Raw genomic sequence first — 25,497 nt, 5'->3', positions numbered from 1 at the left:
AGTAACGTATTTGACGGAGAGGCCGCTCCCCCCGTGGCGGCCTCTCCATTATTCTGTGCGTGTCGCCACACCGTCGGTGCCCGCCGGGTCCACCGGGTGCCGCAGCCCCGGATGCCCGGCCGGCAGCGAGCGCCGGATCACCACCCAACTGCCCGCCAGCGCCGCCGCGATCAGCGGCCAGGTCAGCGCCGCCCGCGCCACGGTGAGCGCGACCACGTGCCCGTACAACCACAGCGGCACGAACACCGCGACCCGCAGCACATAGGTGGCCGCCCACACCCAGCTGGCCCGGCCGTACGCCCGCAGCAGCGCCGGGTCGCGCCGCCACCGGGTCCGCTGGCCCAGCGCCGTGCCGACCACCACACCCAGCAGCGGCCAGCGCACCACGATGCTCACCGCCCAGGCCAGCGCGCTCGCCGCGTTGGCGGCGATCTGGAGCAGGAAGAAGTCGGCGGCCCGGCCGGTGCGCAACGCGATGAGCGCCGCCACGCAGACCGCGAGCAGACCGACCAGCACCGAACGGGGACGGTCGCCGCGCCGCCACCGCCAGCCGGCCACCGCCGTGCCGGTCAGTACCGCCGCGAGCACGCCGCCACCGAGACCGCCGAGCACCCAGCCGAGCCCGAACGCCAGTGGGGGAAGGGTCGCGTCCACCGCCCCGCGCCGGCCGCCGAGCAGGTCGGCCAGCGACTCCGGCCGCGGCCCCTCGTCCGGTTGCCGCTGTGGCGTGCCGGTCACGCGCCACCTCCTCGAAATCGCCCGCCTCACCGTACGCCGCCGCCGCTGGCGCTCCGCCGCGCGCCGGAGCGTGCCTACCGTTAAGTTGTCCGGGTGCGGGAGACGGCGAGGGGTTGGACGGCGGTCTGGTTGGTCGTACTGGCCCTGATCCAGACAGCCGCGTTCGGGCTGGTGTGGCGCTTCGCCGTGCACACCGAACTGGGCCAGTGGCTGGACACGGTGGCGCTCACCGGCAACCGGATCGGCCAGGACCGCATCGACGATCCGGTGAACACACTCCTCAACGCCATGTCGGTGGTGTCGCTGCTGGCCGCGACCGCCGTGATCGGCTTCATCGCGCTGATCCGGGGACGCAAGGCGCTCGCCGTCACCGCGACGCTGCTGATCGCCGGGGCCAACGTGACCACGCAGCTGCTCAAGCACTACCTGGCCCGGCCCGACTTCGGCATCGACCCGGAACGGGCCGCCGCCGGCAACAGCCTGCCCAGCGGGCACACCACGGTGGCCGCCTCGGTCGCGGTCGCGCTGATCCTGGTGCTGCCGCGCAAGCTGCGGGTCGCCGGGGCGTTCCTCGGCGCCGGGTACGCCGCCGCCGCGGGCGTCGCCACGCTCTCCGCCGGCTGGCACCGGCCCAGCGACGCGGTCGCCGCGTACCTGGTGGTCGGCGCGTGGGCCGCGGTCGCCGGGCTGGTGCTGCTGTTCTTCCAGCGCGAGCAGGCGGTGGTGGAGCCGGGCGACGCGCACCGGGTTGCCGGCGCCGTGCTCGGCGGCGCCGGCGTGGTGGCCCTGCTGGCCTCCGCGGTGGCGCTGTCCTGGCTCGTCGACCGTTCCACAGTCCCCGTCGAGGCGCTCGGCCGCCGTCCGCTGTTCATCGGGTACGCGGGCAGCGCGGCCGGCATCGCCGGCACGATCGCCGTGGTGGCCGCGCTGGTGCTGGTCGTGGTGCACCGGCTGGTGCCCCGCTGGAAGGGCTGACCGCAGGTGCAGACCGTACGGGCGGCGTTCCGGGCCGAGTGCGAACGCCTGGAACGGGTGCTGCGCGACCTGGACGACGCGGCGCTGGACCGGCCCACCCCGTGCCCGCCCTGGCAGGTACGCGACCTGATCGCGCACGTGAGCACCGGAGCCGGGCGCCTGGCCCTGATGCTCGCCGAACCCGCGCCGCCCCGGGCCGAGGTCGACGCCGCCGCCTACTTCGGCGCGGCCAAGTTCAGCCCGCCGGTCGACCGGGACCGCGTCGACTCGGCACGCCGGGCTGCCCGGGAGCACCCGGGCGCGGCCGAGGTGGCGGGGGAGTTCGGCCGGGCCTGGCGCGCCACCGACGAGGCGGTCGCCGCCGCGCCGCCCGGCCGGGTGGTGCGCACCCGGCACGGTGACGCGATGGCGCTGCCGGAGTTCCTGCGTACCCGCGTGGTGGAGGTCGCGGTGCACGGCCTGGACCTGGCCGACGCGCTGGACCGGCCGCCGTGGCTGACCCCGCCCGCGGCGGCCGTGGTGGCCGGCGTGCTCACCGGCGGCGCGCCGGTGCCGCCGGGCCTGCGCTGGGACGCGCTCACCGTGCTGCGCAAGGCCACCGGGCGGCTGCCGCTGACCGGCGACGAGCAGGCCGAGCTGGCCCGTGCCGGCATCGGCCGGCTCGCGTTCGGCGGCTGATCTCCGCTCAGCGCCCGGCACACCGCCGCAGGTGCTCCAGCACGATCGGGTCGATCCGGCCGGGCACGAAGCGTTCCTCCAGGTTCTCCAGGCCGGTCCAGGCCGCCAGCGCGTCGTCCAGGCCGGCCGGGCCGACCGGGTGACCGGTGGCGGCGAGCAGCTCCGCCACCTCTGCCGCGAGCGGACCGGTGAGATCCCGAAGCGTGGCCGGGTCGGGGCGGCCGAACAGCATGTGGTGGATGCCGAGCAGGCGGCGCAGCTCGGCGACCGGGTCGTCGTGGTCGTCCACGCGCAGGTCCACCAGTTCGTCGCCGGTGCCGGCGTAGCCGCCGTGGCGCTGCACCACGAGTATCGCGGCGCTCTGCCTGCCGCGCCGGTCACCGCCGGCCGCGTCACCGGCGGTGAGCGCCGCCAGCATGCGCTGCGGGAACGGCAGGTCGTCGCGGGCCAGCCAGGCGTCGCGCAGCGCGTCGATCACCTGCGGGCCGGTCAGGATGTTGCCCTGCGCGGCCCAGCCGTCGCCGGCCTGCCCGCCCGCCCAGGGGTGGCAGCGCGGTCCGGTCCAGGTGGCCCCGTCGCCGGTCGCCCCCACCACGGCGAGCTGCCGGTCGTCGCGGCCGGGGTCGGCGGCGACCAGCCCGGCCACCGCGTCGGTGGCGCTGACGCCGGTACGCAGCAACGCGAGCGCCTGTGCCCGGTAGGCGAGGTTGGCGTGCGCCTGGGTGGCGACCGCGCCCACCAGTGCCTCGGCGGCCGGCACGAGCGCCCCGGCGGCGAGGAAGCGGCTGGCCACCGCCACGCCGTACAGGTGCCCGTCGGCGGAGCGGGCGACGAGCGAGAAGGTCACGCGCGGATCGTAGCCCGGTAGCGGTGTGCCGCACCGGCGTCGCCGCTCAGAACGGCGTCGCCGCCTCCTCCGGCGGGCGGCCCCAGGCGCGGCGCGCGTCGGCCACCGCCACCGCCGTGAGGACCAGCGCGGCGAGGATCGCCGCGACGAGCGGCGCGAGGCGCACCAGCAGCGGCGCGGGCAGCAGCAGCGCGGCGATCCCCACCAGCCGGGACGGGGAGACGCGGCCGAACACCTCGTACTCGAAGCGGGCCCGGCCGGCCAGGAACACGGCCGGCCCGCCGAGGATCATGGCCAGCCAGGGCAGTTCGTTGTGCCCGGCCGGGTGCTCGATGACCAGCTCGTAGCCGATCGCGGTGGCGACCACCCCGATCACCATGACCAGGTGGGTGTCGGCGGCGGACCGGCCGACGGTGGCCGGATGGGCGGCCCGGGTCACCGCCTCGCCCAGGATCTGCCCGGCCCGCTGCACGTAGATCCGCCACAGCAGTACCGAGGTCGCGAGCGCGACGGCGAACGCGGCGACCATGCCCGGGCTGGTGGGGGAGCGGGTGAAGGCCAGGCCGGCGAGCAGGATCGTCTCACCGAGCGCGACCAGGAAGATCTGCTGGTAGCGCTCGGCCAGGTGCTCGCCGTGGATGTCCCACCGGGAGACGGTCGAGCGGCCCAGACCGGGCATCGGCCAGCCGAACCGGGCGGCGAGGTACTCCAGCAGCAGTGCCGTGGTCCAGAGCACCACCCGGGCGCTGCCCGGCAGCAGCGCGCCGGCCAGCCAGAGCACACCCGTGGCGCAGAACGTGATCAGCATGCGCAGCTTGAGCCGGCGGTACTGCTGCCTGTGCAGCACCAGCACGAGGATCGCCGGCCGGCTCACCTGGGCCACCACGTACGCGGCGGCGAACATCAGGCCGCTGTGGCTGAACGCGCGCGGGATCGCCACCCCCATCACCATCGCCGAGATCAACGCGGTGATCACGATGACCTGCAACCACAGGTGGTGCGGGTCGTAGCGGCTGGTGGTCCACGCCGTGCCCTGCCAGACGGCCCAGAGCGCGAGCAGCAACAGCAGTGTCTTGCCGCCGCCGGTCACCGCCGTCCAGCCGGTCTGCCCGCCCTCCAGCACCAGGTCCTCGAAGGCGCGCGCCGAGATCCGGGTCAGCGCGAACACGTACACGAGGTCGAAGAAGAGTTCCAGGAACGTGGCCCGGTCGGGTCCGCCGCCGGAGCTGCGCAGCGCGGCCGGCTCGGCGGTCCTCACCGCCGGGCCCCGTCCCCGGTCCGACTCATGCGGCAGTCGTAACACTCTTTCCCGGCAACTCGGAGCGGATCACCCATATCTGCCTGGATCTTGCTCCGGGCGCTGCCGGACGGGCACCATCGACGGGTGACGAACCGATGGGGAATGACCGTGCCGTTGGGCGGAATTCCGCTCGCCGACCACGCCGCTGTCTACGCGGCCCTGGACGACGCCGGGTTCACCGACGTCTGGTCGTCGGAGGTGGCCGGCGCCGACGCGTTCACCCCGCTGGCCCTGGCCGCCGCGTGGTCGCCACGGCTGCGCCTCGGCACCGCGATCACGCCGGTGTTCACCAGAGGGCCCGGACTGCTCGCGATGAGCGCCGCCGCGCTGGCCGAGGCCGCGCCGGGCCGCTTCGCGCTCGGCGTCGGCTCCTCCTCGCCGGTGCTGGTACGCGACTGGAACGCGATCGCGTTCGACGAGCCGTTCAAGCGCACCCGGGACGTGCTGCGGTTCCTGCGGGCCGCGTTGCGCGGCGAGACCGTCGACGGGGCGTTCGACACGTTCGCCGTCCGGCGGTTCACGCTCGAGCGCCCGCCCAGCGTGCCGCCGCCGGTCGTGCTGGCCGCGCTGCGCCCCGGCATGCTGCGCCTGGCCGCCGCCGAGGCCGACGGGGTGATCCTCAACTGGCTGGCCGCCGACGACGTGCCGACCGCGCTCGCCGAGGTGGGGGAGCGCCGGCCCGGCTTCGACGTCGCCGCCCGCATCTTCGTCTGCCCCACCGAGGACGCCGCCTACGCTCGCGCACTGGGCCGCCGCATGATCACCGGCTACCTGACCGTGCCCGCGTACGCCGCCTTCCACAGGTGGCTGGGCCGCGAGGACTCGCTCGGCCCGATGTGGGAGGCCTGGGCCGCCGGGGACCGGCGGGGCGCCTCCGCCGCCGTACCGGACGAGGTGGTCGACGCGCTGGTGCTGCACGGCTCGCCCGAGCAGTGCGTGGCATCCGTCCGCCGGTACGCCGACAACGGCGTCGACGTGCCGGTCATCGCGGTGCTGCCCACGCCGGAGATCACCGAGGGCGGCGCGGCGGCCTGGATGGACCTGCTGCCCCGGCTCGGCCCCGGAAAGGTGGCCTGAGATGAACCTGACCGACCGGGTGGTGGTGGTCACCGGAGGGGCCGGTGGGATCGGCGCGGCGCTGGGCCGCCGGTTCGCCGCCGAGGGCGCCGCCGCGATCGTCCTGGCCGACCTGGCCGCCGACGCGGCCCGCGCGGCGGCCGACGCGATCGGCCCGGTCGCGAGCGGCGTCGGGCTGGACGTCACCGACGAGGCGGCGGTGCACGCGCTCGTCGAGGAGACCGAGCGCCGTCACGGCCGGATCGACCTGTTCTGCGCCAACGCCGGCGTGGCCACCGGCGGTGGCATCGACGCGCCCGACGCCGACTGGGACCGGGCCTGGAAGGTGAACGTGCTCGGGCACCTGCACAGCGCCCGCGCCGTGCTGCCCGGGATGCTCGGCCGGGGCCAGGGACACCTGCTGCTCACCTGCTCGGCGGCCGGACTGCTGACCGCCGTCGGCGACGCCCCGTACACCGCCACCAAGCACGCCGCCGTGGGTCTCGCCGAGTGGCTGGCGATCACCTACCGGGACGCCGGCATCCGGGTCAGCGCGCTGTGCCCGCAGGGCGTGGACACCCCGATGCTCGCCGACGGCCTCGCCGAGGGGCACCTGGGCGCCCGGGTGATCGCCGCGTCCGGGACGATCCTCACCCCGGACCAGGTCGCCGACGCGGTCGTCGCCGGGCTGGCCGAGGAGCGGTTCCTGATCCTGCCGCACCCCGAGGTCGCCGACTACGCCCGCCGTCGCGCCGAGGACCCGGACGGCTGGCAGGCCGGGCTGCGCAAGCTCGTCCGGAAGCTGCGCGCCGGCTCCCCTCAGTCGTGACGGATCGACGGCGATTCAGCCGTCGCCACCGGTTCCGGCTGTCGCCGGCGGAGTTGCCGTCGCCACCGGCTCCGCCGCCGGCGGTCCGGACCGGGTGGGTAGCAGGAGGGCGGCGACTGCTGCGCCGGCCGCCAGTACGCCGATCACGAGCCAGACCGTGGTGATGAGGGGCAACTGCTGCCCGGCGATGCTGCCCGCCGAGGCACCCACGACGGTCGCGGCCATCTCGGCGGCGGAGAAGGCGGATCCGACCCGGCCGAGCTGGCGGTCCGGGGTGTGGCGCTGGACCTGAACCTGGACCAGCATCAGCAACGCGCCACCGGGCAGGCCGGCCAGGGCGATGAAGACCAGCGCGGCGGCGAAGTGGTGGATGAGGAAGAGCCCCGCGAAGCAGAGGGTGATCGCCGCCAGGCAGCCGGTGAACGACAGCCGGAGGAGACCGCTTCGGGACAGCACGTTGCCGACGTACGCGCTGGCCAGGAAGCCGCCGCCCAGCGCGGCCATGAGCACGCCGACATCGCCGGCGTCGCCGCCGAGGACGCTGATGACGTACGGCACGAGAAGCACGTTCAGAGCGGCGTTCGCCATCAGGAAGATGCTGGAGACGCCGAGCGTCGTGCGGAGGACGGGATGCCCGAAGAGGAAGGCAAGACCCTCCCGGATCTGCCCCCGGAAAGCGGCCAGCCAGGACGACGTGCCCGGCCGGTGTCCGTCGTCGGCCACCCGCAGCCGGCCCATTCCGAAGATCAGTACGGCCGAGGCCAGGTACGTCGCGGAGTCGATCAGCACCAGAGCGTCGAAACCCACGAGGGCGTAGAGCGCGCCGCCCAGGGGCGCGCCGGCGAGGCGGACGACGCCGCTCGCCACCGTGTTCCAGGAGTTCGCCGCCTCCAGGTCACCGCCCCGGCCGACGATGGCGGGCACCACCGCCCGGGCCGCGGGCTGGAAGACGTGCCCGATCGCGCTCTCGAAGAACATCACCGTGTAGAGCAGCCACAGCATGCCCGGATCGTCGACCACGACCAGCGCGAGCACGACGGCCATGCGCAGCAGGTCCGCGCCGACCATCACCGCGCGCCGGTCCCACTGGTCGGCCAGCACCCCGGCCAGGGGCGCGAAGACGATCGCGGGCAGGGTCTGCGCGACGAAGGCGAAACCGCTGCTGAGCGTCGACCCGGTCATCGTGTAGACGTGGACCGGTACCGCGACGATCATCAGCCAATTGCCCAGGTTGGACAAGAGCGTACTGGTCCAGAGCAGACGAAAACGCCGGTTCCTGATCCAGATCACCGCTCACCCTACTTCCGTAAGCCGGCCGCCGGTGCCCCACTCAGGACGGCTCGTAGAGGTACCGGCCCGGCGATCCGGTTACGGCTGTTGATCAGCGTCGCCACCGGAGCGGCCCCGGATGGACCGCCCACAGCACCTGTCGCCACCGCGACCGGGCCGCGCGCAGCGCGTCGGCGAAGCCGGCGCTCAGCCGTGCGGCCCGCTCCGCCTGTTCCGGCGTGACGCTGCCCGGCGCGAAGCCCGCCTGGTTGAGCAGACCGGCCAGCTCGTCCACCACCGCGCCATCCGGGTCGCAGCTCGCCGCGCCCTCTCCGGGCCGCGCCGCGCGCGCCTCGGCGAGCGTCCGGCGGGCCTGCTCGGCGACCTCGGCCGCCGCCAGGTCCGGCCCGACCGGGTGCCCGGCCAGCCGCAGCGCGTCGGTCAGCTCCCGCCACGCACCGGCGACCCGTTCGCCCGGGTCACCGGCGTCCAACCGGGAGCGGGTAAGCCGGCGGCGCATCGCCACGAGCATCGCCAGCACCGCCCCGACCACCAGCAGCAGGCCACCGGCACCGCCGCCGACCAGCACCGGCGTGCCGAGCCCACGCTCGTTCCGGCCGGGCGCGGGCGCGGCGGCCGGGGGAGTGGCGCTCGGCTCCTCGGTGGGCGCCGGCACCTCCGACGGCGGCGGATCCTCCGGCTGCGGCCGGAAGTCCTCCTCCACCGGGCGGGGCTCGGAGTCCGGACGCGGCATCGGGTCGAACGGCACCCAGCCGACGCCGTCGAACAGCACCTCCGGCCAGGCGTACGCGTCGGCGGCCCGCACCGGACCGTCGCCCTTGGGCTCGAACCCGACCACCACCCGGGTCGGCAGGCCGGCGAGGCGGCCGAGCACCGCGAACGCGGCGGCGAACTGCTCCGACGTGCCCCGCTGCCCGCCGCCGTTACGCGGTCCGAACAGGAAGAACGCCAGGTTCGGGTACGCGTGCCCGCTGGGCGCGTCGGCGGTCACCCGGTAGTGCTCGGCCAGGAACGCGGCGATCGCGTCGGCACGCGCGTACGGGGCGCCGTTCGACTCGGCGAGCTGGGTGGCGAGCCGTCGCACCGGCTCCGGCGCGCCGTCGGCCACCCGCAGCACCCGGGCCACCTCGTCACCGGCGGGCACGTTCGCCGTGGGCAGCAGGTTCGCGTCCGGGCGCTCCCGCACCGACGACACCTCGTACCGCAGGCCCGGCGCGAGCCCTTCCGGCCGGATCAGCGTCCCGGTCGCCGGGTCGTACGCCACCCGCGCGCCGGTCACCTCGCGCGGCGTGGGCACCGCCGGCAGCAGCCGCCCGGTCAGGTCGCCGACGGTGATCTCCTGGCGCACCTCGTCGGTGGCCGCGTTCGGGGCCGGCTCGGCGGCGGGCAGGATCCGCCCCGCGTTGCGGTACGTGGCGCCGACCCGCCAGGTCACCCCGTCGTAGTCGCTGAGCACCGCCAGCCGGATCCGCGGCGACCCGTCCCCGGCCGCGCCCCCGCTCGTGCGCACGTCGAGCAGCCGCTGGTCCGGGTTGAGCGCCCACCCGGAGATCCGGATCAGCGGGTTCTCGTCCAGCGACTCCACCCGGGGCGGCTCCACGTAGCGGCGCGGGTCGACCGGTCGCTCGTCGACCCGGGCGGCCACCACCGGGGCGAGCAGCGCCGCCAGCGCAACCACCACCGCGAGCCCGGTCGCGCTCGCCGCCACCAGACGCAGCCGTACCGCCGCGCGTACCGCAGGACTGAGGCCGGCGACCGGATCTGGCGCCGGGCCGTCGCGGCGCCCGGGCGTCGCCAGGCCGGCCGCCGCGACGGCCGCGAACAGCACCGTCGAGCCGATCGCCGGATCGGCGTTCGGCCCCACCACGTAGAGCGCGCCCGCGTAGAGCAGCGCCGGCGGCAGGTAGCCCAGCAGCACCCGCCCGGCCCGCAGCGCCACCTCGGCGGCGGTCAGCCCGGCCAGCCACGCCGCGACCACCGGGACCAGCACCGTGTCCGGCGCCGGCTCGACCGGGATCATCGCGGTGAGCAGCCGGGGGATCGCGTTGCGGGCCGCGTCGGCGGTCACCTCGCCGAGCCCGCCGGGCAGCGCCGCGTGCGCGGCGGCCAGCCGCAGCGACAGCAGCGTCCACCCGGCCAGCGCGGCCACCGACAGCGGCGCGACCAGCCAGGACGGCAGCCGCCGGGCGGCCACGCTGACCAGCACCGAGCCGACCGCCGCGCCGGCCATGAGCCGGGTCAGCAGCGGGTCCGCGTACACCCGGCCCAGCACCACGCCGGAGAGCGCGACCAGCACGATCAGCGCGGCCGGGACCGGCACGGCCCGCAGCGCCCGGGCCACGCGCCCGTCCGCCGACGGTTCGACCCGCGGCGGCGTCACCACCGGCGGACCCCGTCCCACTCGGCGGCGAACGCCGCGCCGTCGGCCGCGTCCAGCACCGTGAGGCCCGCCGCGCCCGCCGGCGTCGGCCCGTCCGCGCCGAACATCCCGACCACCACCGACGGGTACGCGCCACGCAGCGCGCCCACGTGCCCCAGGTCGTCGCGGCCACCCGGCCCGGTCAGGAAGACGAGCGTGTCGCCGAGCCGGTCCCGGCGCAGCCTGCCCGTCGCGGCGGGCAGCACGTCCGGCCCGGCGTCCGCCAGCTCCACAGCTGCGAGCCGGTCCAGCGGCCCGGCCGCGCCCGCGGGCTCCACCTCGGCCGGTACGACGAGCAGCAGGTGCACCGGCAGGTCCTCCCGCACGGCGGCGGCCACCACCGACGCCGCCGCCTCGCACGCCGACTCGAACGACTCCGCGACGCCACCGGCCCGGCCCGGGTGCGCGGATGCGCGGTTGTCCAGCACCACCACCAGGCGCGGCAGGCTGGTGTCCACGTTCTCCCGCACCATCAGCTCACCCACCCGGGCGCTGGTGCGCCAGTGCACGCGGCGCAACTCGTCACCCACCACGTACTCCCGCAGCGAGTCGAACGTGATCGACCCGTGCGGCACGCTGTCGGTACGCCCGTCCAGGCTGCGCCCGGCGCCGGTGGGCACCGCGGAGAGCGGGTGGATGCACGGGTGCACCCACACCGGCACCGTGCCGCCGTAGCCGCGCGCCAGCGCCACCAGCCCCAGCGGATCCCGGCGCACCACCCGCAGCGGCCCCACCGGAACCACCCCACGCCGATGCGTCGGCACCTCGTACCGCGCCACCGTGTCCCGGCCCGGGCGCAACCGCAGCAGCGGCACCGGCACGAGCGCGCCGGCGCAGCGGTCCTCGGCCACCAGGTTCGCCGCCCGCAGCCGGCCGGTGTTCCGCACCGTCAGCTCCATCGCCGCCGGCTCACCCCGGGCCACCCGGTCCGGGTCGGCCCGCCGCTCGACGCTCAGCCGGGGCCGCCAGGCCGCGTTCACCACGGCGTAGCCGACCGCCACGCCGGCCGCCGCGCCGAGCACCGTCAGCTCCGGGTACGCGTACCGGAACCCCACGCCGAGCAGCACCAGGGCGGCGACGAGCAGCCCGATGCCACGGGCGGTGATCCCCACGCTCAGCCGTGCACCGCTGTGGCCTGGCCCGACGGCAGCGGCACCGGCACCGACGCGACCGCCTGACGCAGCACCTCGGCGGGCGTCACACCACGCACCTGCGCGTCGGGGGTGAGCAGCAGCCGGTGCGCGAACACCGGCTCGACGAGCGCCTTCAGGTCCTCCGGCATGATCCAGCCGCGGCCGTCGATCAGCGCGTACGCGCACGCCGCCCGGGTCAGCGCGATCACCCCGCGCGGGCTCACCCCGACCCGCACCTGCGGATGGGTACGCGTCGCCGCGGCCAGCCGCACCGCGTACGCGTAGAGCGGCTCGGCGATGTGCACCCGCCGGGCCATCTTCACCATCTCGCCCACGGTGGCGGTGTCGGTGACGGCGGTCAGCGAGTCGGGGGAGCGGACCGTGGCGCCGCGCAGCACCTCCACCTCGACCGCCTCGTCCGGGTAGCCGACCGACAGCTTCACCAGGAACCGGTCGAGCTGGGCCTCGGGCAGCCGGTACGTGCCGTCCATCTCCACCGGGTTCTGCGTGGCCACCACCAGGAACGGCTGCGGCACCGGGTGCCGTACGCCGTCCACGGTGACGGTCCGCTCCTCCATCACCTCCAGCAGCGCCGACTGCGTCTTCGGGGACGCCCGGTTGATCTCGTCGGCGATGACGATGTTGGCGAACACCGGCCCCGGGTGGAACTCGAAGCCCCGGCTGGCCTGGTTGAAGATGGTCACCCCCGACACGTCGGAGGGGAGCAGGTCCGGCGTGAACTGGATCCGCCGCCACTGCCCCTTCACCGTGGCCGCGACGGCCCGCGCCAACGTGGTCTTGCCGACGCCCGGCACGTCCTCCAGCAACACGTGCCCCTGCGCGAACAGCGCGGTCAGCGCGAGTCGCACCACCTGCGGCTTACCGAGCACGACCGCGTTGACGTTGTCGGCCAGCCGGGCGGCCAGGGCGGCGAAGCCCTGCACCTCCGGCTGGCTCAGCGGCTCGTGCGTGTTCACGGATGCGCCTCTCGGGTGCGGTCAGCAGGTGGGCAGGACGCCGAGGTCGTCGCCGCCCTCCAGGTTGAGCCAGGCCCACGGGATGTACGTCTTGCCCTTGTACTCCACCTGGACCCACCAGGTGCTCTGCTTGTTGTTGTTGTAGATCCAGGCGTCCACATCCTCGCCCTTCACCTTGCAGTACGTGCGCAGCCGGTGGCCGTCCGGCACCCAACCGGCCTGCCGGTCGTTGTCCTGCCTCGGCACCTCGAAGATCTCGTTGCCGTTGCGGCCCGGCACGTCCTTGTCGCAGTACGTCCGCTGGTCGCCGTCCGGACCGTTCTTGCAGGTGGCGACGCCGTACACCGGGTCGGTGGTCTGCGCGCGCGAAGCGGTGCCCTTACCGGCGGCGTTCGACGCGGTCAGCGTCACCGTGTACGCGGTGCCCGGCGTCAGCCCGGTCACCCGCAGGCTGGAACAACTGCCGCTCGCCGTCTTCCCGCCGGTCGACGCCGTGCAGGAGGCGCGCCCGCCGCCCGCATCCACAGTGAACGTCACGGTCACCGACGTGGCGTCCGCCGACGAGCCGGTCACCGTGATCCGGGGCTCGGCCACCGTCCGCGCGGTGGTGCTCGCCTCCGGTCCCGCCCCGGCTTCGTTCACCGCCTTGACCTTCACCGTCACGTTCTGGCCGTTGCCCAGCCCGCCGACAGTGGCCCGCACGTCGGTCACCTCGACTGACTTCCCGGCGGCCTCCAGCACGTACTTCGTCACCGGGCGGCCGTTGTCCACCGCCGGGGACCACTGCACCGCGATCGTGCCCGGCTGGTCGGCGACGGTGGACGCCCGCAGCTCAGTCGGCGCCTTCGGCGTGGTGAACGGCACCACCGTGTTGCTCACCGGCGACGCCTTCGACCCCGCGCCCTTCTCGCTCACCGCGGTCACGGTGAACGCGTACTGGGTGCCGTACTCCAGTTGCCCGGCCGGCACCACCAGCTCCGTCTTCGCCGACTCGCCGGCCGGGGCGCTCGCGCCGGCCGAGGTCGCCGTCACCGCGTACTTCGCGATCTTATTGCCCTGGCCGTCGGCCTCGGGCCAGCTCACCCGCACCGTGCCGTCCGGCCGCGCCTCGGCGGTCACCGACGCCGGCGGGTCCGGCACCTCGGCGGTCGGCACCACCGGGTTGCTGCGCCGCGCCGGACCCTCACCCTTGGCGTTCACCGCGTGCACCGAGAACGTGTACGTCTCACCGTTGGTCAGACCCGTGATCTCCAGCGCACGCTGGTTCGCGCCGACCTGACGGGTCTGGCCGGCGCCCTCCACCACGTACCGGGTGATCTCGGCGCCGTTGGACGCGGCGGCCTGCCAGCTCACCCGCGCCGACGCGTCACCAGCGGCGGCCGTCACCGACTTCGGCGCGCCCGGCTTGGACACCTTGGGCTTCTTCGGCGGGGGCGGCGGCGGAGCGACCGGCGGCGGGTCGCCGCCGAGCACGTCGTTGGCGTACTTGTCGACCTCACGGACCTGGTTGCGGTCGTCGACCACCTGCGCCGTGGACGAGTCCGGCGGGTTGATGAACAGGTGGTTCTCGCGCACCTCCAGCTCGACCGGGCCGGGGCGGCCGGAGCCCTTCACGGTCTGCACGAGCTGACCCTCGGTGTCGAAGGCGTACACCGTGCCGGTGTTCTCGTCGGCGCAGTAGAACCGGCCCGCCCAGGCCACGGCCGGGCTCAGGCGGGCGCCGGTGCCGGGCACCGTGAACCGCTTCACCTCGCGGCTGTCCCGCACCACGTGCACCGACCGGTCACCGGAGACCGTGACCGGCACCTGCGGCCCGCTGGTACGCGTCGGCAGGTTCCCCGGCGCGGTCATGCTCAACTCCGCCCGCTGCGTCTGCCCGCCGACCACAGTCACCAGCGACGCCGAAGTGCGGTCCAGCACCGCGACACCCTCGTCCAGGGTGGACACCACCAGCTCGTGCGCCGGCTCGGCCACGTCGTACGTCTCGACCCGCTTCGGGCTGAGCCCGGCGGGCGGCGCGTCACCGGGCGTCTCCGGCAGCTCGGCGGCGGTCACCGCCGAGACGGTGCCCTCGCTGGGCACCGCGATCCACAGCTTGCCCGCGCCGTCGAACGTGCCACCGGTGATGCCCGGCGGATAGCGGACCGGCTCGCCCACCGGCGTCAGCGCCCGCGGGTCGAGCTGCCGGACGATGCCCTGCACCGCGTCCACCACGAACGCCGCGTCCTCGTGCAGCGCCACACTCACCCCGAGCCCCGGCGCGGTCGGCGTGGTGGCCGTGATCTGCAACGTCGCCAGGTCCAGCGAGCTGACCCGGCCGGTGTTGAGGTCGCGCAGGATCAGCAGCCGGTCGGTCTGGGCCACCTGCATCTGGTGCCGGCGCCCACCCGGCACCTCCATCCGGGTGTCGACCCGCGCCGTGACGCCGTTGACCCGGGCCAGCTCGCTGCGGGTGGTGCTCCACAACCAGGAGGACGCGTCGAAGCTCGCCACCGCGTTGTCGGCCGCACCCAGCCCGAGCACCGTCAGGCCCATCGCGGCCAGCAGCGCGGCCACCGTGCCGATGGTCACCAGCCCGCCGCGCATCCGCGACCGTGGACGGGCCGGCTCCGGCCCGGTGCCCGTGACGTCCTCGATGGTGGTCACTGCCGGCTGCCTCCCCGTGTCGGTGCGGGAGAACCGCCGAGCACGGCGGACCCTCCCCAGAGCCGGGAGCCATCATAGGTGCCGTGCGGAGCCGGTGAAACCCGCACCGTCCTCCTGTGGACACCGAGCGTGTCGTCTCAGTTCGGCGTTCCGCCGCCCTCCCGGTCCGTGCAGACCTGGCCCGAGGTGGCGTACGAGTCGGTCGAATAGACAGCCAGCACCGTGAAGCAGTAGTCCAGCTTCGCGCTCAGTCCGTTCACCGTGTACCGGGTCTGCCCGGCGTCCACAGTCGCCATCACCCCGAGCTTCTGCCCGGCCCGGCCACCCGCCACCACGAACGGCACCCCGCCGTTCGTCGGATCGGTCCAGGTCACCGTCACGGTCGTGGTGTCGTCGCGCAGCTTCAGGTCACCCGGCGGCGGCCCGGCCACCTTCGGCGACGCGGAGCCGGACGCGGGCGCGGGAGCCGGAGGCGGCGCCGCCTCCCGGTTCAGCAACACCGCGCCGACACCGACCACCGCCACCACCGCGAGCACCGCACCGCCGACCACCAGGGCCAGCACCGTCCGGTTCCGGCCGTGCGCCGGTTCCTCCGTCCCGGGGTACGCGGCCGGCGGCTGGTGGAACATCGGCGGGGTCGCCGGCCAGGCGCTCTGCTCGGGCTGGGCCGGCGGCTCCGGTCGGGTGGACTCGGGGAAGTCCAGCAGGTCCTCGTAGATCGTCATCGGCCGGTTCGGCTCGGCCTCACCTGCCGCCTCGGCCGCTGCCGCCTCACCTGCCGCGTCAACGCGTGCCGGCTCGTCCTCTTCCGGGTCGGGGTCGGCGGGCCGGTCGACGGGCTGGGACGGGGCGACGCTGCTCCACGGCGGCGCGACCATGCCCCACGGCGGTACGGAGGACCCGCTCACCGGTGCGGCGCTGACCGGCGCCGCGGGTGGTCCGCTGACGGGCGGTGGATAGGTGCCGGGGGGAGCGCTGATCGGCGGGTATCCCGCTGGTGGTCCGCTGACGGGCGGAGGGTAGCCGGGTCCGGGCGGCGCGCTGATCGGCGGGCCGGGAGGGCCGCTGACGGGTGGCCCGCCGGCCAGCGAAGGGTAGGCGGGTGCCGGTGGTCCGCTGGCCGGCGTCGGGTGGCCGGGTGCGGGCGATCCGCTGACCGGGGTCGGGTGACCGGATGCGGGTCCGCTCGCCGGTGGGGAGTAGCCCACCGCCGGTGCGGCAATGACCGGTGCGGCGGGTGGTCCACTGACCGGTGGTGGGTAGCCGGGTGCGGGTGGCCCGCTGACCGGTGGCCCTGGAGGCCCGCTGGTGGACTGTCCGGAGGGCCCGCTGACCGGGTACGCAGGAGGCGCGCTGACCGGAGACGCCGAGGGCGATCCGATCGGCGGTGCGCTGACCGGCGCGGCGCCGGCGGGTGACTGGCCGGCCGGCGCGGCGCTGCTGGGCGGCGTGCTGACCTGGGGCGCGACGGGCGGTGGTGCGCCGTCTGCTGTCGACGCACCGGTGGCGGGTGCGCTGAGTGTGCTTGCCGAGGGCGCGCTCGGCTGCGTCACGCTCGCGGCAGCGTCGCCTCCACCCGTAGCCGAAGGGCTCACCGGCGGTCCGTCGACCGGGGGTTCGCCGGCGGCGCCGGTCGCTGCGGGCTTCACCGGGGTGCTGGGGGCAGCCGCTGCGGCGTTGCGCGCTGCCTCCTCTTCCAGCAGCGGACCGATCTGCTGCACCTGGATCGTCGGCTTGTCCCAGCCCGGTCCACCGGGGACGGACGGTGTCGTACCCCGGCCGGATGCGCTCGTGTCGGCGCCGGCCGCCCGGTCCACAACGGGCAGCGGGGGAGCGGTTGCCTCGGCCGTCGGAGTCGCCTGCGGGGCGGGCGCCGGTCGGGGCGGAACAGGCACCGAACTCGGCGTCGGTGCGGCGGCGGCGGTCGGCGCCGATTCGGCGATCGGCTGGGAGGTGGGCGCCGGTGGGGCTGGCGAGGCCGCAGGGGTGACCGGTGGCGGGGCGGGCGGGGACGACACGGGCGGGACGACCGGAACGGCCGGCGGTGGTGGCAGGTCGCCGCTCGCCGGAGCCGGCACGCGCGGCGCCGGTGGCAGGACGGTCGGAGGTGGCGGCACGAGGCCCGCCGAGGGCGTCCGCGACGACGGCGGGGTGATCCCGGCGGAGGGCGGCACGGTGACCGGCGTCGCGGGCGGGGGTGGGATGACCGGCGGAGGCGGCAGCGTGGGCGTACCCGCGGTTCCGGGCATCCGCTGCTGCGGCGGCGGGGGCGTGCCGGCCGTTCCGGGCATCGGCGAGGGCGGTAGCGGTGGCGTGCCGGCGGTTCCGGGCGTCGGCGTCCCGGCGGTCGGTGCTGTCGTCGGAGTGCCAGGCGCCGTCGCGGAGTTTTCCGGTGTCGGACCGGGCATCGACGTGCCGGCGGTTGCCGGGTGCGGAGGCGTGACGGGGGCGCGGGGCGGCACCGGGGTCACCCCGGGAGCGGCGGCCGGCCGGCCGTACGTTGCCGGTGGAGCCTGGGTGGCGCGTTGGGCCGGGGGAACCGGGATGACGCCTTGCGCCGGGGGCACCGGGATGACGCCTTGCGCCGGGGGCACCGGGCGGACCCCGGGAACCTGCGGGGCTGCCCCGGCAGTCGGCGGCTTCGCTGGGGCGGCGGGTGCGACGGGCACTACCGGGAACCGGGAGGTGGCCTCTTCCGTGATGGGCGCGAACCGGGAGGTGGGCTCCTCTGCGATGGGCGCGAACCGGGAGGTGGCCTCCTCCGTGACGGGCGCGAACCGGGTCGTCGCCTCCGAGGCGGGCGGCGATGGCGGTGCCCACGGACTCGCGGGTCCGTTCGGCCCGGCGGCGGAGGGCTGGTGCGGCGGGGCGGGCGCCACCGGAGGCGGCGGAGCGACGACCCGCGGGTCCGGCGCGGACTGAGGCGGCTGCCCGGCGTGGGGCGCATGCGGTGCCGGGCCCGGGCGGGGAGCCCACTGCGAACCGGGTACCGGCGCACTCGCGGCGGGTGGCCCCGGGGTGACCGGTCCGGGCGGGGCCGGAGTGTGCGGGTGCGGCGGCGTGACCGCCCGCAGCGAGACGCTGGGCTCGGGCACTCCGTGCCCGGGGTACCCGGAGGAGGCGGGACCGGGCTGGCCGTGCCGGACCGGACCAGGGCCTCCCGGCGGTCCCGGATTGGGGCGTCCGGGCGGGACCTGGTCCGGATGCCCGGGCAGGGACGGACCGGTGTGGCCGGGCAGGGACGGACCGGGGTGCCCGGGTCGGCCCGGATTCGGATAGCCGGGAAGGGGCGGAGCGGGGACCGGGCCGGCAGCGGCGGCGAAGCCGCCGGGGGAGGGGCCATAGCCTGCGGGAGCGGCGGCGGAGCCGCCGAGGTACTGGCGGGCTGCGCGTACCGCGGGGTGGTCCGGACCGAGCACGGCGGCCCCGGCGGTCGCCACGCGGCTGTAGTTGCGGCGGGCCTCGTGCCGGTTGCCGAGTTCCTCGGACACCCCGGCGAGGTCGAAGCTGAGCGCGAGCATCAGCGGGTCGGCCTCGCCGCGGCGGCGCTCGCCGGCCGCGTAGGCCTCCTCGAGTACGCGCCGGGCGGCGGCCGGGTCGTCGGCCTCGCGGTGCAGCCGGGCCAGCAGGTGGCCGGTGGCCAGGACGTCCTGGTGGTCCTCGCCGTACGCCGGGCGGGCCGCGATGATCGCGTCGGCGAGCAGGCGGCGGGCGCTTGTCAGGTCACCTGCGGCGCGCAGCGCGAGGGCCTGGTGTTGAGTGGCGATCAACGGGGAGGGGTGGGACACGGGAGCAATGCTGCCCGGAATCGCCTGTTGCGCGCTACCCACCCGATCTATGTGGCCGCTGACCTGCGCAAACGTGCCGTGTTGGAGCTGATGTGCATGATCGTTCTGGGCCGTGTACAGTAATGCCCCGTGCGGCCCGCCAGGCCGACCGATGCGGTGAGTAGCTCACATTGGTCGACCGGGTAGGCTGGTACGTGCAGGTCCGGGTGGCGGAATGGCAGACGCGCTAGCTTGAGGTGCTAGTGCCCGTATAGGGCGTGGGGGTTCAAGTCCCCCCTCGGACACAAACCATTACCCCACGGTGCGCGCTTAGATCCACTGAAGCGCGCACCGTTTGCGTTTCCGGCTGGTAGGTGAGCCGAAGGCCGAGTTGGCGGTAGACCTCGGCCTTGTCTGCAGGGTCGGCGTCGCGAAGGGCCGCGGCGATGTCGCCGAGGGTCGTCACCAAGCCTGTGATTTCCGCTCGGCTCATCCGGCGTGGGCTGTTGCCCGCGTTCGCGTTAAGCTCTGCTTCGGCGCGGGCGCGTTCGGTCTGGGTTTGAGCGATCCACCCGGTGACTACCGCCGGGTCGGCGCCGGCGTCGAGGGCGGCTCGGTAGCGTTCCAGCTTCGTGTCGCATTCGTTGATGATCGTCTGGGCTGCCGTGGCCGGAGCGGGCGAAAGATTCAGGGGTTGGGCGTCGGCGAGCGCGGCGATTGTCTGTTCGATGCGGTGGGGTGTGAAGGCAGAGGCCAGCCAGGTGTCGAGGGGGTCGGTGAGGGCGTCCTCGCGTAGGTACACGTTGCGGGGATGTGGGACCTGATTGGCGAGGGCGTACTCCTGGGGGAAGCGGCAGCGGTAGTAGGCGTCCCCGTGGTTGTACTGGCCCTGCATGCGTCGGTCGCAGGCGGCGCAGTAGATCATCCCGCGGAAGACGTACGGGTTGCGGGTGCGCTGCCTGACGTGCTGACCGCCGGTTCCCCGTCCGCGCCGTTGCAGGATTGCTTGGACCTGCTCGAACGTCGCATCATCGATGAGCGGCTCGTGGGTGATCTCCTTTGAGACCACCCACTTGTCTCGGGTGTTCCAGCGCATGACGCCGGTGTGGCCCATTGCCACATCGTCGACGTCGAGCAGCACCTCGTCGGTGCGTTGCTTGTTCCACACCTGCCGCCCTGTGTAGCGGGGGTTGGTGAGGATGACCCGAACGGCGCTCTTGGACCAGGCGATTCCGCTGCGGTGCGGGTTGCGGGCGCGGTCATGCGCCGACGGGCAGGGTACGTGGTTGGCGGTGAGTCCTTCGGCGATGGCGAAGAGCCCGATTCCGGTGAGGAACTCGGCGAAGATCCGCCGGACGATCGGCGCCGTCTCCTGATCGGGAGTCAAGCCCTTGAGGCGTTTGCCGTCGGCGGCCTTGGCGGGGTTGGGGTGGGGTCCGAGGTCGCGGAGGGTGTAGCCGTAAGGCGGGCGTCCGCCTAGGTAGCGGCCCTCCAGGAGAGTCTGGGCGGTCATGGCGGTGCGGACGCGGAGCTTGATCCGGTTGCGTTCGCCTTTGCTCATGCCGCCGAAGACGGACATGACGAGTTCGTGTGCCTCGTTGTCGGGGTCGATCGGGCCGCCGATCTCAGGCACCCAAAGTTCGACGCCGTAGTGGGCGAACAGAGGCACCGTGAGACCGAACTGGTTGCCGTAGAACGCCCGGTGGGGTTCGCCAACGACGACGGCGGAGAACCCGCGCCGTGGGTTGCGCAGCGCGGCGAGGAGTTGGTTGGCCTGGGTTCGGCGTTGCCACGGCAGGGAGCGGCTCTGGCCGACGTCGAAGTATTCGGTGACGATGCTGCCGCCGGGGGGCTGGATGAGTGTGGTTGCTCGGGTGAGTTGCCAGCTCCGGGACGATTCGGGGTCCTGGTTGTCCTCGGTCGACACGCGGCCGTAGAAGGCGAAGAGTTTCGGTTGAGGGGTGGTCATCGTTTGTCCTCGTTCGAGTTGTCCGTGCGGCGGTCGTTGACGCGTCTGAGCAGCTTCAGCAGGGCGGCAGCTGCGCCGGGGTGCAGATCGGGTGCCTGGTCGGGAGCCGCCACCTTGGTGAACCCGTTCGTTGCGCGGCCATCGGCGTTGTCGACCGTCCATGAACCGTCGTCTTCGCTGGCCTGGTCAAGTCGCTTGCCCGGTGCCGCGGCCGTTGCCGGATCGGGCTCCTTGCGTTGCTGATGTTGGTCATCGGGCGGCAGCGTCATGCGCCTCCGTCCGGCGGTTGGCCCGGCCGAGACACGCGTCGGTGAGCGTGCATCGTTCGCTCCGTGGCCGCCGCGACCCCGATGCGAAAGAGGGCGGACTGGAGAGCGATGCCAGCATCGGCTTTGTGAGCGGGCGGGGTGGTGGCGCTGTAGCTCGATGCGTCGGCGACTCGCGCCGGGGCGGACGGGTGGGTTGTCATGGAGCGGTCCTCCGAGAGTTGGTCGTGTGCCGGTTGCTCCGGCGGGCATGAAGAAGCGGCCGGTGCCGTCGGGCACCGGCCGCTGGTTGAGCAGGGCGGGCGTTACATCTCTGCGGTTGTCATGACCCTTGGCAGCCTCGAAAAGTGCCAGCTAGGCCGAGGGCGGTTTGCGATGCGGGTCGAAGATAACCGCCATCATGGCTTTTCTATCCTCCGGGTTCAGCTCCGCGCACATGGCCAATGCCACTGCCGCGGCCTGCGCCTCTCCCCGCTCGCTGAGTAGCGAGGCATGCAGCCTGCGACAGACCGCAGGCCAGGGGTCGATAACCTCCCGCCCATTCGTCTCAGCGCGGATCGCGCTCAACGCGACCCGAATGATCGCTGGCCGCGTTGTACGAAGGCTTACCACGTACTGAAGAAGAAGCGCCACATTGTCACCGGCAACGCGGGGATCAAGCCGCCTATTCGTCAGTGCCCTCGCGCCGCACCGGATCCATTGTTCAACGACGTCGAGTTGAGCCCAGTTTCTATCGATCGCCTGACGGAGTACCTCGGTCGGGATTTCCGCCTTGCTCCAGGTCTCAAGACGGCTCAACGCGAACGCGGCTGCCTTCGGAAGCCAGTTGTCACGAGCGGCGACCGTACGCAACACGTCTGCCGTCACCGGTAGATCGACTGCGTAATCACTAACGAGTGAGATGAGCAGATCTGACCATTGGTCGCGCGTTAGGCGTCCTCTTCCGAGCAGCTCCTCTGCTACCTCTACCGTTCCGAAGGTAGGAACGCCTTTGGACCTCGCCAGTTGACGGAGCACGGCATCGTCACACCAGAAGACGTACCCTCCCCGTACTGCGACGTCGACGTTGCCCAACCACGGCTCTGATCGGCGACCATCTGAGGATGTGTCGGTAAGAGGCGTGGTAGGCAAACGAGAGAGAGACTCCGCTATGGCGACCATTGCGGAGATCCGTGCCCGTAGCCGATTGACCTCCTCAACGTCTGGCTCGGAATACACCAGCTCATCGCTTGCGACGTCATAGTTCAAGTATCCCGCGGCCGGCATCGCCAAATCGTGTCGCGTCGCACGTATGTCGTAAAGAGCAGCGCTAGCAATATGTTGTGAGGGAAGTGACCCGCGAAGTACCGCGGCGACGCCCTCGCTCAGACCCGAAAGAGTGTGAATCGCTGAGGCGTCGAGGAGCAACCTTGTCGCGTTGTTTGGATCCAGCGCCCGCCGAGCAGCCTCGCGAGACGCTGTACGCTCAGCCGCAGCCGAGGAGCAGAGGTAGTGGTGTCCAGCACCACGCGCAAGAATTGCATAGGCATAATGCTTCCGGGAAACAATAGCTAATGCGCCGAGAGGCCATTCGTCTTCAAGTACGCGCTTGGCAACTTCTGCCCGCACCTCTGCGCCACGTTTCATCATCTCCTTAATCTGCGTCAGAAGTTGATCCTCGTCCCCAGAGATGGTTGTCAGGGCGGGGTGTTGAGGAAACGTGCTGCTAAACGCCTGAAAGATTTGATTGAGCTGAGCTTGCTCGGGCGACTCGTCAATAGGCTCGACGTCGTCGTTGCCTGGAAAAGGCATGTAGGAGATCAGCAGCACATTTGCGACGAAGTCATCGTCGTCCTGGTGACTGCGGATCAGCTCTACCGCCGACGAAATGACATCACGGCGTTCACCGAACTGGCGCGTTAGGCGCAGGAGTAATAGGCCCTCCTGCTGAGTGGCTGGACGAGGCGAATCGGAGAAGTTAGCCCGTAACGAAGCCCATGCCTGGTGGGCCTTGTCGTCGTTCCAGAGGGCCTGCGCTTGCGCCCATGCTGCCCTTTCATTGTTGGGATCAATAGAAAGAAGCTGGCCCGCGTGGGTAGCAGCCTCGGCCCAGTTGCCAAGCGCCTGAGACGAGTTAGTTAATGTCATGAGGGCACGTCGTCGCCCTGGCCACTCTTTTGGAGCCTTAGCAAGCGCTTCATTGACGGCAGAAGCAGCGGCTTCATAGAGTCTGGCTTCGTACAGTAGCGATGCAGCGAGTAGACGGAAGAACTGATCATTAAACCGGTCGGCCGCCTCACTGAGTTCGGCGGCTGCGGCGGCCGGTCCCTCTGTCTGCCTTATGAGGTCCGCAAGCTTAACAGCCGCGTAGGGCTCGCTTTGCTTCATCAACCGCAATTGCCCGATTACTTGGTCACGGCTAGAAGGCTCACCCCCGAGCCCTAGAGCCTGCGCAAGCCGGAGCGTGTCCTTTAGTCGTTCTCGCAGCTGCGGCGGCAGATCGTCAAGCTCTGTCTCCGGCACGCCTGCCAAAATTGCGCCTCGGGCGGCACTAAGCCGTTCTTCATCCGACGATGCAGCCGCGCGAACAGCCCTCCATGCATTCTGAACTTCGGCATGTGCTCTCTCCGAACCGTCGTCCTGCGCTTCGGCGATGATTGCGGCGACTTCGGCGGCGGCGAAGGGCGTGGCATCGGTGACCAACTCCAAGGCTTCAGAGTGGTAACCCATAACTGCAGTAGCGATAGCAGCTTCCGACCGCAATTCTGGCGAAGCCGCTTCTGCGGCCGTTGCTTCGCCCAAAGGCTCGGCCGTTGCCACTGCCCGCATGCGACTAAAGTCTTGGGCCATCATTAGCGCTTTGGCGGCGAGTACGGCCGCCTCTGTGCTATCACCGCGCCAACGCCTACGGCGGTCACGCGCCTCAAGCGCTAGCTCCGCAGCGCGTTGAACGTCCGCAGTCACCGCCTGAGACTCGCGCCGCTGTGCACGTGCGAGAAGAGTGGTGGCTAGTAGTATCCGCGGAGTCGCAACGTCCTCGTACTTCTCGATGAGAGACTTTAGCGTCTCTATTTGCCTCTCAGCTTGGCCAAGCACACGTTCGCACTCGGCCTTAAGGGTCAAACGGAGGTTGTCATCCCTAGGCGCCTGAGGGCTCCACTGCTCCAGAGCTGATGCGGCATCTCGGAATCTGTCCCCTGCTATCGCTATCACGGCTGCAGCCAGCGGATGCTGGGTTTGGCCGGAATGCTGTTGGAGAGTGTCCATCGCTGCTGGCGCTAACGACTCCAACAGGGCGATTCGAGCGAGCCAGTAGGACCGGTGAGGGATCCCATCCTCGATCGCCTTTTTAATCGCGCTTACTGCCTCGGGTCGCAGGCCGAAGGCAGCGAGGGCCTCAGCAAAGATTGTCCAAGCTCGTGGCGTTGACTGATCCAACCAGCGCGGAGGGAGTTCCGCCCAGTCGCTCAACGCGTTTCGTGGATCGACGCTATCCACGAGTGTATATGCAAGGGTTGAGAGTTTGGGGTTTCGGTCAACGTCTTGCACGATCTCCTTGTGCAGGAACGGAGGAAGGGCTGCCGCCAGCGTCTCTAGCCGTCGATCTGCTTCGACCGTGCGGGCGATTCCGCGGATCGCTTCCATTTCATCGACGTGTCGCTGCTGTGACCTTGTGTCAGCCACACTGACGGCCTGCGATGGCTCCAGACGCGCCAACAGGTTGCTTTGTATCAGCATTACTAGTCGCGTGGCGCGCAGCTCCACCTCTGCTGGGGTCAGATCGCGCCACTGCTTGGCACCGTCCATGTAACTGCGTAGGACTGCTACCGCCCCAGCCGCGGACTTGTCGTCGTTTGGTCCCAGAACACGCAGCATCTCGGGGGTCCGAAGTGCCTTTCGTAGCGCCCGCTCAGGGATAGGGAATGGCGCCTGCTGAGCAACGTCCGCTACGACGCGGCGCTGCCAGCGTGCCCACCACCATCGGCCGAGGTTGATTACGGGACCGGCTAGCTTGGTCAGTGGACCTATTTGCTTGCCCAGCCCAACAACCGCGGCGATGCTCACCTCTACCATCTTTGTTCGCCTCCAATGGTGCTGTTGGGCTTGATCCGTTTGCCGGTAGGCGTGGCGGTGGGATTGGTCGGGAGGGCATAGGGCGTGGTGTACGCGTGCAAGACTTACGGTTCGTGGTGTTCTCGGTGGTAGGCGAGCTGCGCCCAGTCCACAGCGTGGCCGGCCACGACCCGAAGCTTCCCTAGATCGGTGGCCGTGCCCGCCTGCCTGATAACGCCGTCGGGGTCGACGTAGCTGGCGCCGTCCTTGCCTCCGCATATGCCGGCCTGATTCGGCCGGCGCACTCGAGAGTCGGCGAGCTCATCCCGGTTCCTAGGTTGAGCCGGGTGGGTAGCCAGGATTTCGCCGTAGGTCCGCTCGGAAGCCATGGCGGCACGATAGGGCAAGGGGCGGACGTCCGCGGGGCGGCGATGCGCCGGCGTGGCAGGGGCGGTCTCAGTTGCGGTCTCGTTCGCCCCGGTACGCGGGTGCATGCCGCCAGTCGTCGGGGAGCATCACGCCTGCTCGCGGCCCCTACCAGACCACAGCGGATGCATAATCGCAGACTTCGAACG

General features: G+C 72.4%; 17 protein-coding genes, 1 tRNA gene and 2 pseudogenes. 6 read left to right on the top strand and 14 right to left on the bottom strand.

Going from position 1 to position 25,497, the window contains the following annotated elements; translation table 11 throughout:
* Positions 1–48 precede the first annotated feature (48 nt).
* The gene (locus O7546_RS18465; protein ID WP_194803109.1) at positions 49–738 is read right to left on the bottom strand and encodes a DUF3159 domain-containing protein; all 690 of its coding nucleotides are present in this window, start codon (positions 736–738) and stop codon (positions 49–51) included.
* Positions 739–831: 93 nt separating this feature from the next.
* Between O7546_RS18465 and O7546_RS18460 the strand changes: the two genes are divergently transcribed.
* Together O7546_RS18460 and O7546_RS18455 are read left to right on the top strand one after the other, a co-directional pair.
* Positions 832–1,713, top strand: coding sequence for a phosphatase PAP2 family protein (locus tag O7546_RS18460; protein ID WP_194803110.1), 882 nt, complete (start codon positions 832–834; stop codon positions 1,711–1,713).
* A 6-nt stretch (positions 1,714–1,719) separates the two neighbouring features.
* On the top strand, positions 1,720–2,391 hold the full coding sequence (locus O7546_RS18455) for a maleylpyruvate isomerase N-terminal domain-containing protein (protein ID WP_194803111.1): 672 nt from the start codon (positions 1,720–1,722) through the stop codon (positions 2,389–2,391).
* 7 nt (positions 2,392–2,398) lie between these two features.
* Here the strand turns inward: O7546_RS18455 and O7546_RS18450 are convergent, their stop codons facing one another.
* The gene (locus O7546_RS18450) at positions 2,399–3,238 is read right to left on the bottom strand and encodes a DUF1028 domain-containing protein (protein WP_121686561.1); all 840 of its coding nucleotides are present in this window, start codon (positions 3,236–3,238) and stop codon (positions 2,399–2,401) included.
* Positions 3,239–3,284: 46 nt separating this feature from the next.
* Positions 3,285–4,496, bottom strand: a complete 1,212-nt coding sequence (locus tag O7546_RS18445; RefSeq protein ID WP_120569061.1) for a low temperature requirement protein A — start codon at positions 4,494–4,496, stop codon at positions 3,285–3,287.
* A 144-nt stretch (positions 4,497–4,640) separates the two neighbouring features.
* On the opposite strand from O7546_RS18445, the gene O7546_RS18440 reads away from it, so the two are divergent.
* Both O7546_RS18440 and O7546_RS18435 read left to right on the top strand, forming a co-directional pair.
* Positions 4,641–5,615 carry an LLM class F420-dependent oxidoreductase gene (locus O7546_RS18440; RefSeq protein WP_114920899.1) on the top strand — a complete coding sequence of 325 codons (975 nt, stop codon included), beginning with the start codon at positions 4,641–4,643 and terminating at the stop codon, positions 5,613–5,615.
* 1 nt (position 5,616) lies between these two features.
* On the top strand, positions 5,617–6,423 hold the full coding sequence (locus tag O7546_RS18435; RefSeq protein WP_194803112.1) for an SDR family oxidoreductase: 807 nt from the start codon (positions 5,617–5,619) through the stop codon (positions 6,421–6,423).
* 15 nt (positions 6,424–6,438) lie between these two features.
* Here O7546_RS18435 and O7546_RS18430 read toward each other — a convergent pair whose 3' ends face one another.
* The 6 genes and pseudogenes from O7546_RS18430 to O7546_RS30760 all read right to left on the bottom strand — a co-directional run.
* A complete protein-coding gene (locus tag O7546_RS18430) occupies positions 6,439–7,713 on the bottom strand; it encodes an MFS transporter (protein ID WP_194803113.1) in 1,275 nt (424 codons plus the stop codon).
* 91 nt (positions 7,714–7,804) lie between these two features.
* The gene (locus O7546_RS18425; protein WP_281601169.1) at positions 7,805–10,093 is read right to left on the bottom strand and encodes a transglutaminase domain-containing protein; all 2,289 of its coding nucleotides are present in this window, start codon (positions 10,091–10,093) and stop codon (positions 7,805–7,807) included.
* On the bottom strand, positions 10,090–11,244 hold the full coding sequence (locus O7546_RS18420) for a DUF58 domain-containing protein (RefSeq protein ID WP_194803115.1): 1,155 nt from the start codon (positions 11,242–11,244) through the stop codon (positions 10,090–10,092). The genes O7546_RS18425 and O7546_RS18420 overlap by 4 nt, the downstream gene beginning before the upstream one ends.
* Before the next feature lie 2 nt (positions 11,245–11,246).
* Positions 11,247–12,242, bottom strand: coding sequence for a MoxR family ATPase (locus O7546_RS18415; protein ID WP_013287288.1), 996 nt, complete (start codon positions 12,240–12,242; stop codon positions 11,247–11,249).
* Between the two features lie 21 nt (positions 12,243–12,263).
* Positions 12,264–14,828, bottom strand: coding sequence for a fibronectin type III domain-containing protein (locus tag O7546_RS18410; protein WP_281601168.1), 2,565 nt, complete (start codon positions 14,826–14,828; stop codon positions 12,264–12,266).
* 197 nt (positions 14,829–15,025) lie between these two features.
* Positions 15,026–15,499, bottom strand: a pseudogene (locus tag O7546_RS30760) (fibronectin type III domain-containing protein); the annotation flags it as partial.
* 697 nt (positions 15,500–16,196) lie between these two features.
* Here O7546_RS30760 and O7546_RS18400 point away from each other — a divergent pair.
* The gene (locus tag O7546_RS18400) at positions 16,197–17,810 is read left to right on the top strand and encodes a hypothetical protein (RefSeq protein WP_281599723.1); all 1,614 of its coding nucleotides are present in this window, start codon (positions 16,197–16,199) and stop codon (positions 17,808–17,810) included.
* Between the two features lie 692 nt (positions 17,811–18,502).
* Here the strand turns inward: O7546_RS18400 and O7546_RS18395 are convergent.
* Positions 18,503–18,676, bottom strand: a pseudogene (locus O7546_RS18395) (hypothetical protein); the annotation flags it as partial.
* A 200-nt stretch (positions 18,677–18,876) separates the two neighbouring features.
* Here O7546_RS18395 and O7546_RS18390 point away from each other — a divergent pair.
* A tRNA-Leu gene (locus tag O7546_RS18390) sits at positions 18,877–18,960 on the top strand.
* Here O7546_RS18390 and O7546_RS18385 read toward each other — a convergent pair.
* From O7546_RS18385 to O7546_RS18370, 4 genes are all read right to left on the bottom strand, one after another.
* On the bottom strand, positions 18,942–20,624 hold the full coding sequence (locus O7546_RS18385) for a recombinase family protein (RefSeq protein WP_281599721.1): 1,683 nt from the start codon (positions 20,622–20,624) through the stop codon (positions 18,942–18,944). The two genes, O7546_RS18390 and O7546_RS18385, sit on opposite strands and share 19 nt — an antisense overlap.
* Entirely contained in the window at positions 20,621–20,893 is a 273-nt protein-coding gene (locus tag O7546_RS18380; protein ID WP_281599718.1) for a hypothetical protein, read from the bottom strand. Before O7546_RS18380 ends, O7546_RS18385 begins: the two co-directional genes overlap by 4 nt.
* Before the next feature lie 351 nt (positions 20,894–21,244).
* On the bottom strand, positions 21,245–24,934 hold the full coding sequence (locus tag O7546_RS18375) for a hypothetical protein (protein WP_281599716.1): 3,690 nt from the start codon (positions 24,932–24,934) through the stop codon (positions 21,245–21,247).
* 113 nt (positions 24,935–25,047) lie between these two features.
* The gene (locus O7546_RS18370) at positions 25,048–25,311 is read right to left on the bottom strand and encodes a hypothetical protein (protein ID WP_281599714.1); all 264 of its coding nucleotides are present in this window, start codon (positions 25,309–25,311) and stop codon (positions 25,048–25,050) included.
* Between the last annotated feature and the right edge of the window lie 186 nt (positions 25,312–25,497).

It is taken from the genome of Micromonospora sp. WMMA1976 (assembly GCF_027497335.1).
Lineage (GTDB): Bacteria > Actinomycetota > Actinomycetes > Mycobacteriales > Micromonosporaceae > Micromonospora > Micromonospora aurantiaca.
The sequence above is the reverse complement of the archived record's forward strand: the minus strand, read 5'-3'. Positions and strand labels throughout refer to the sequence as shown.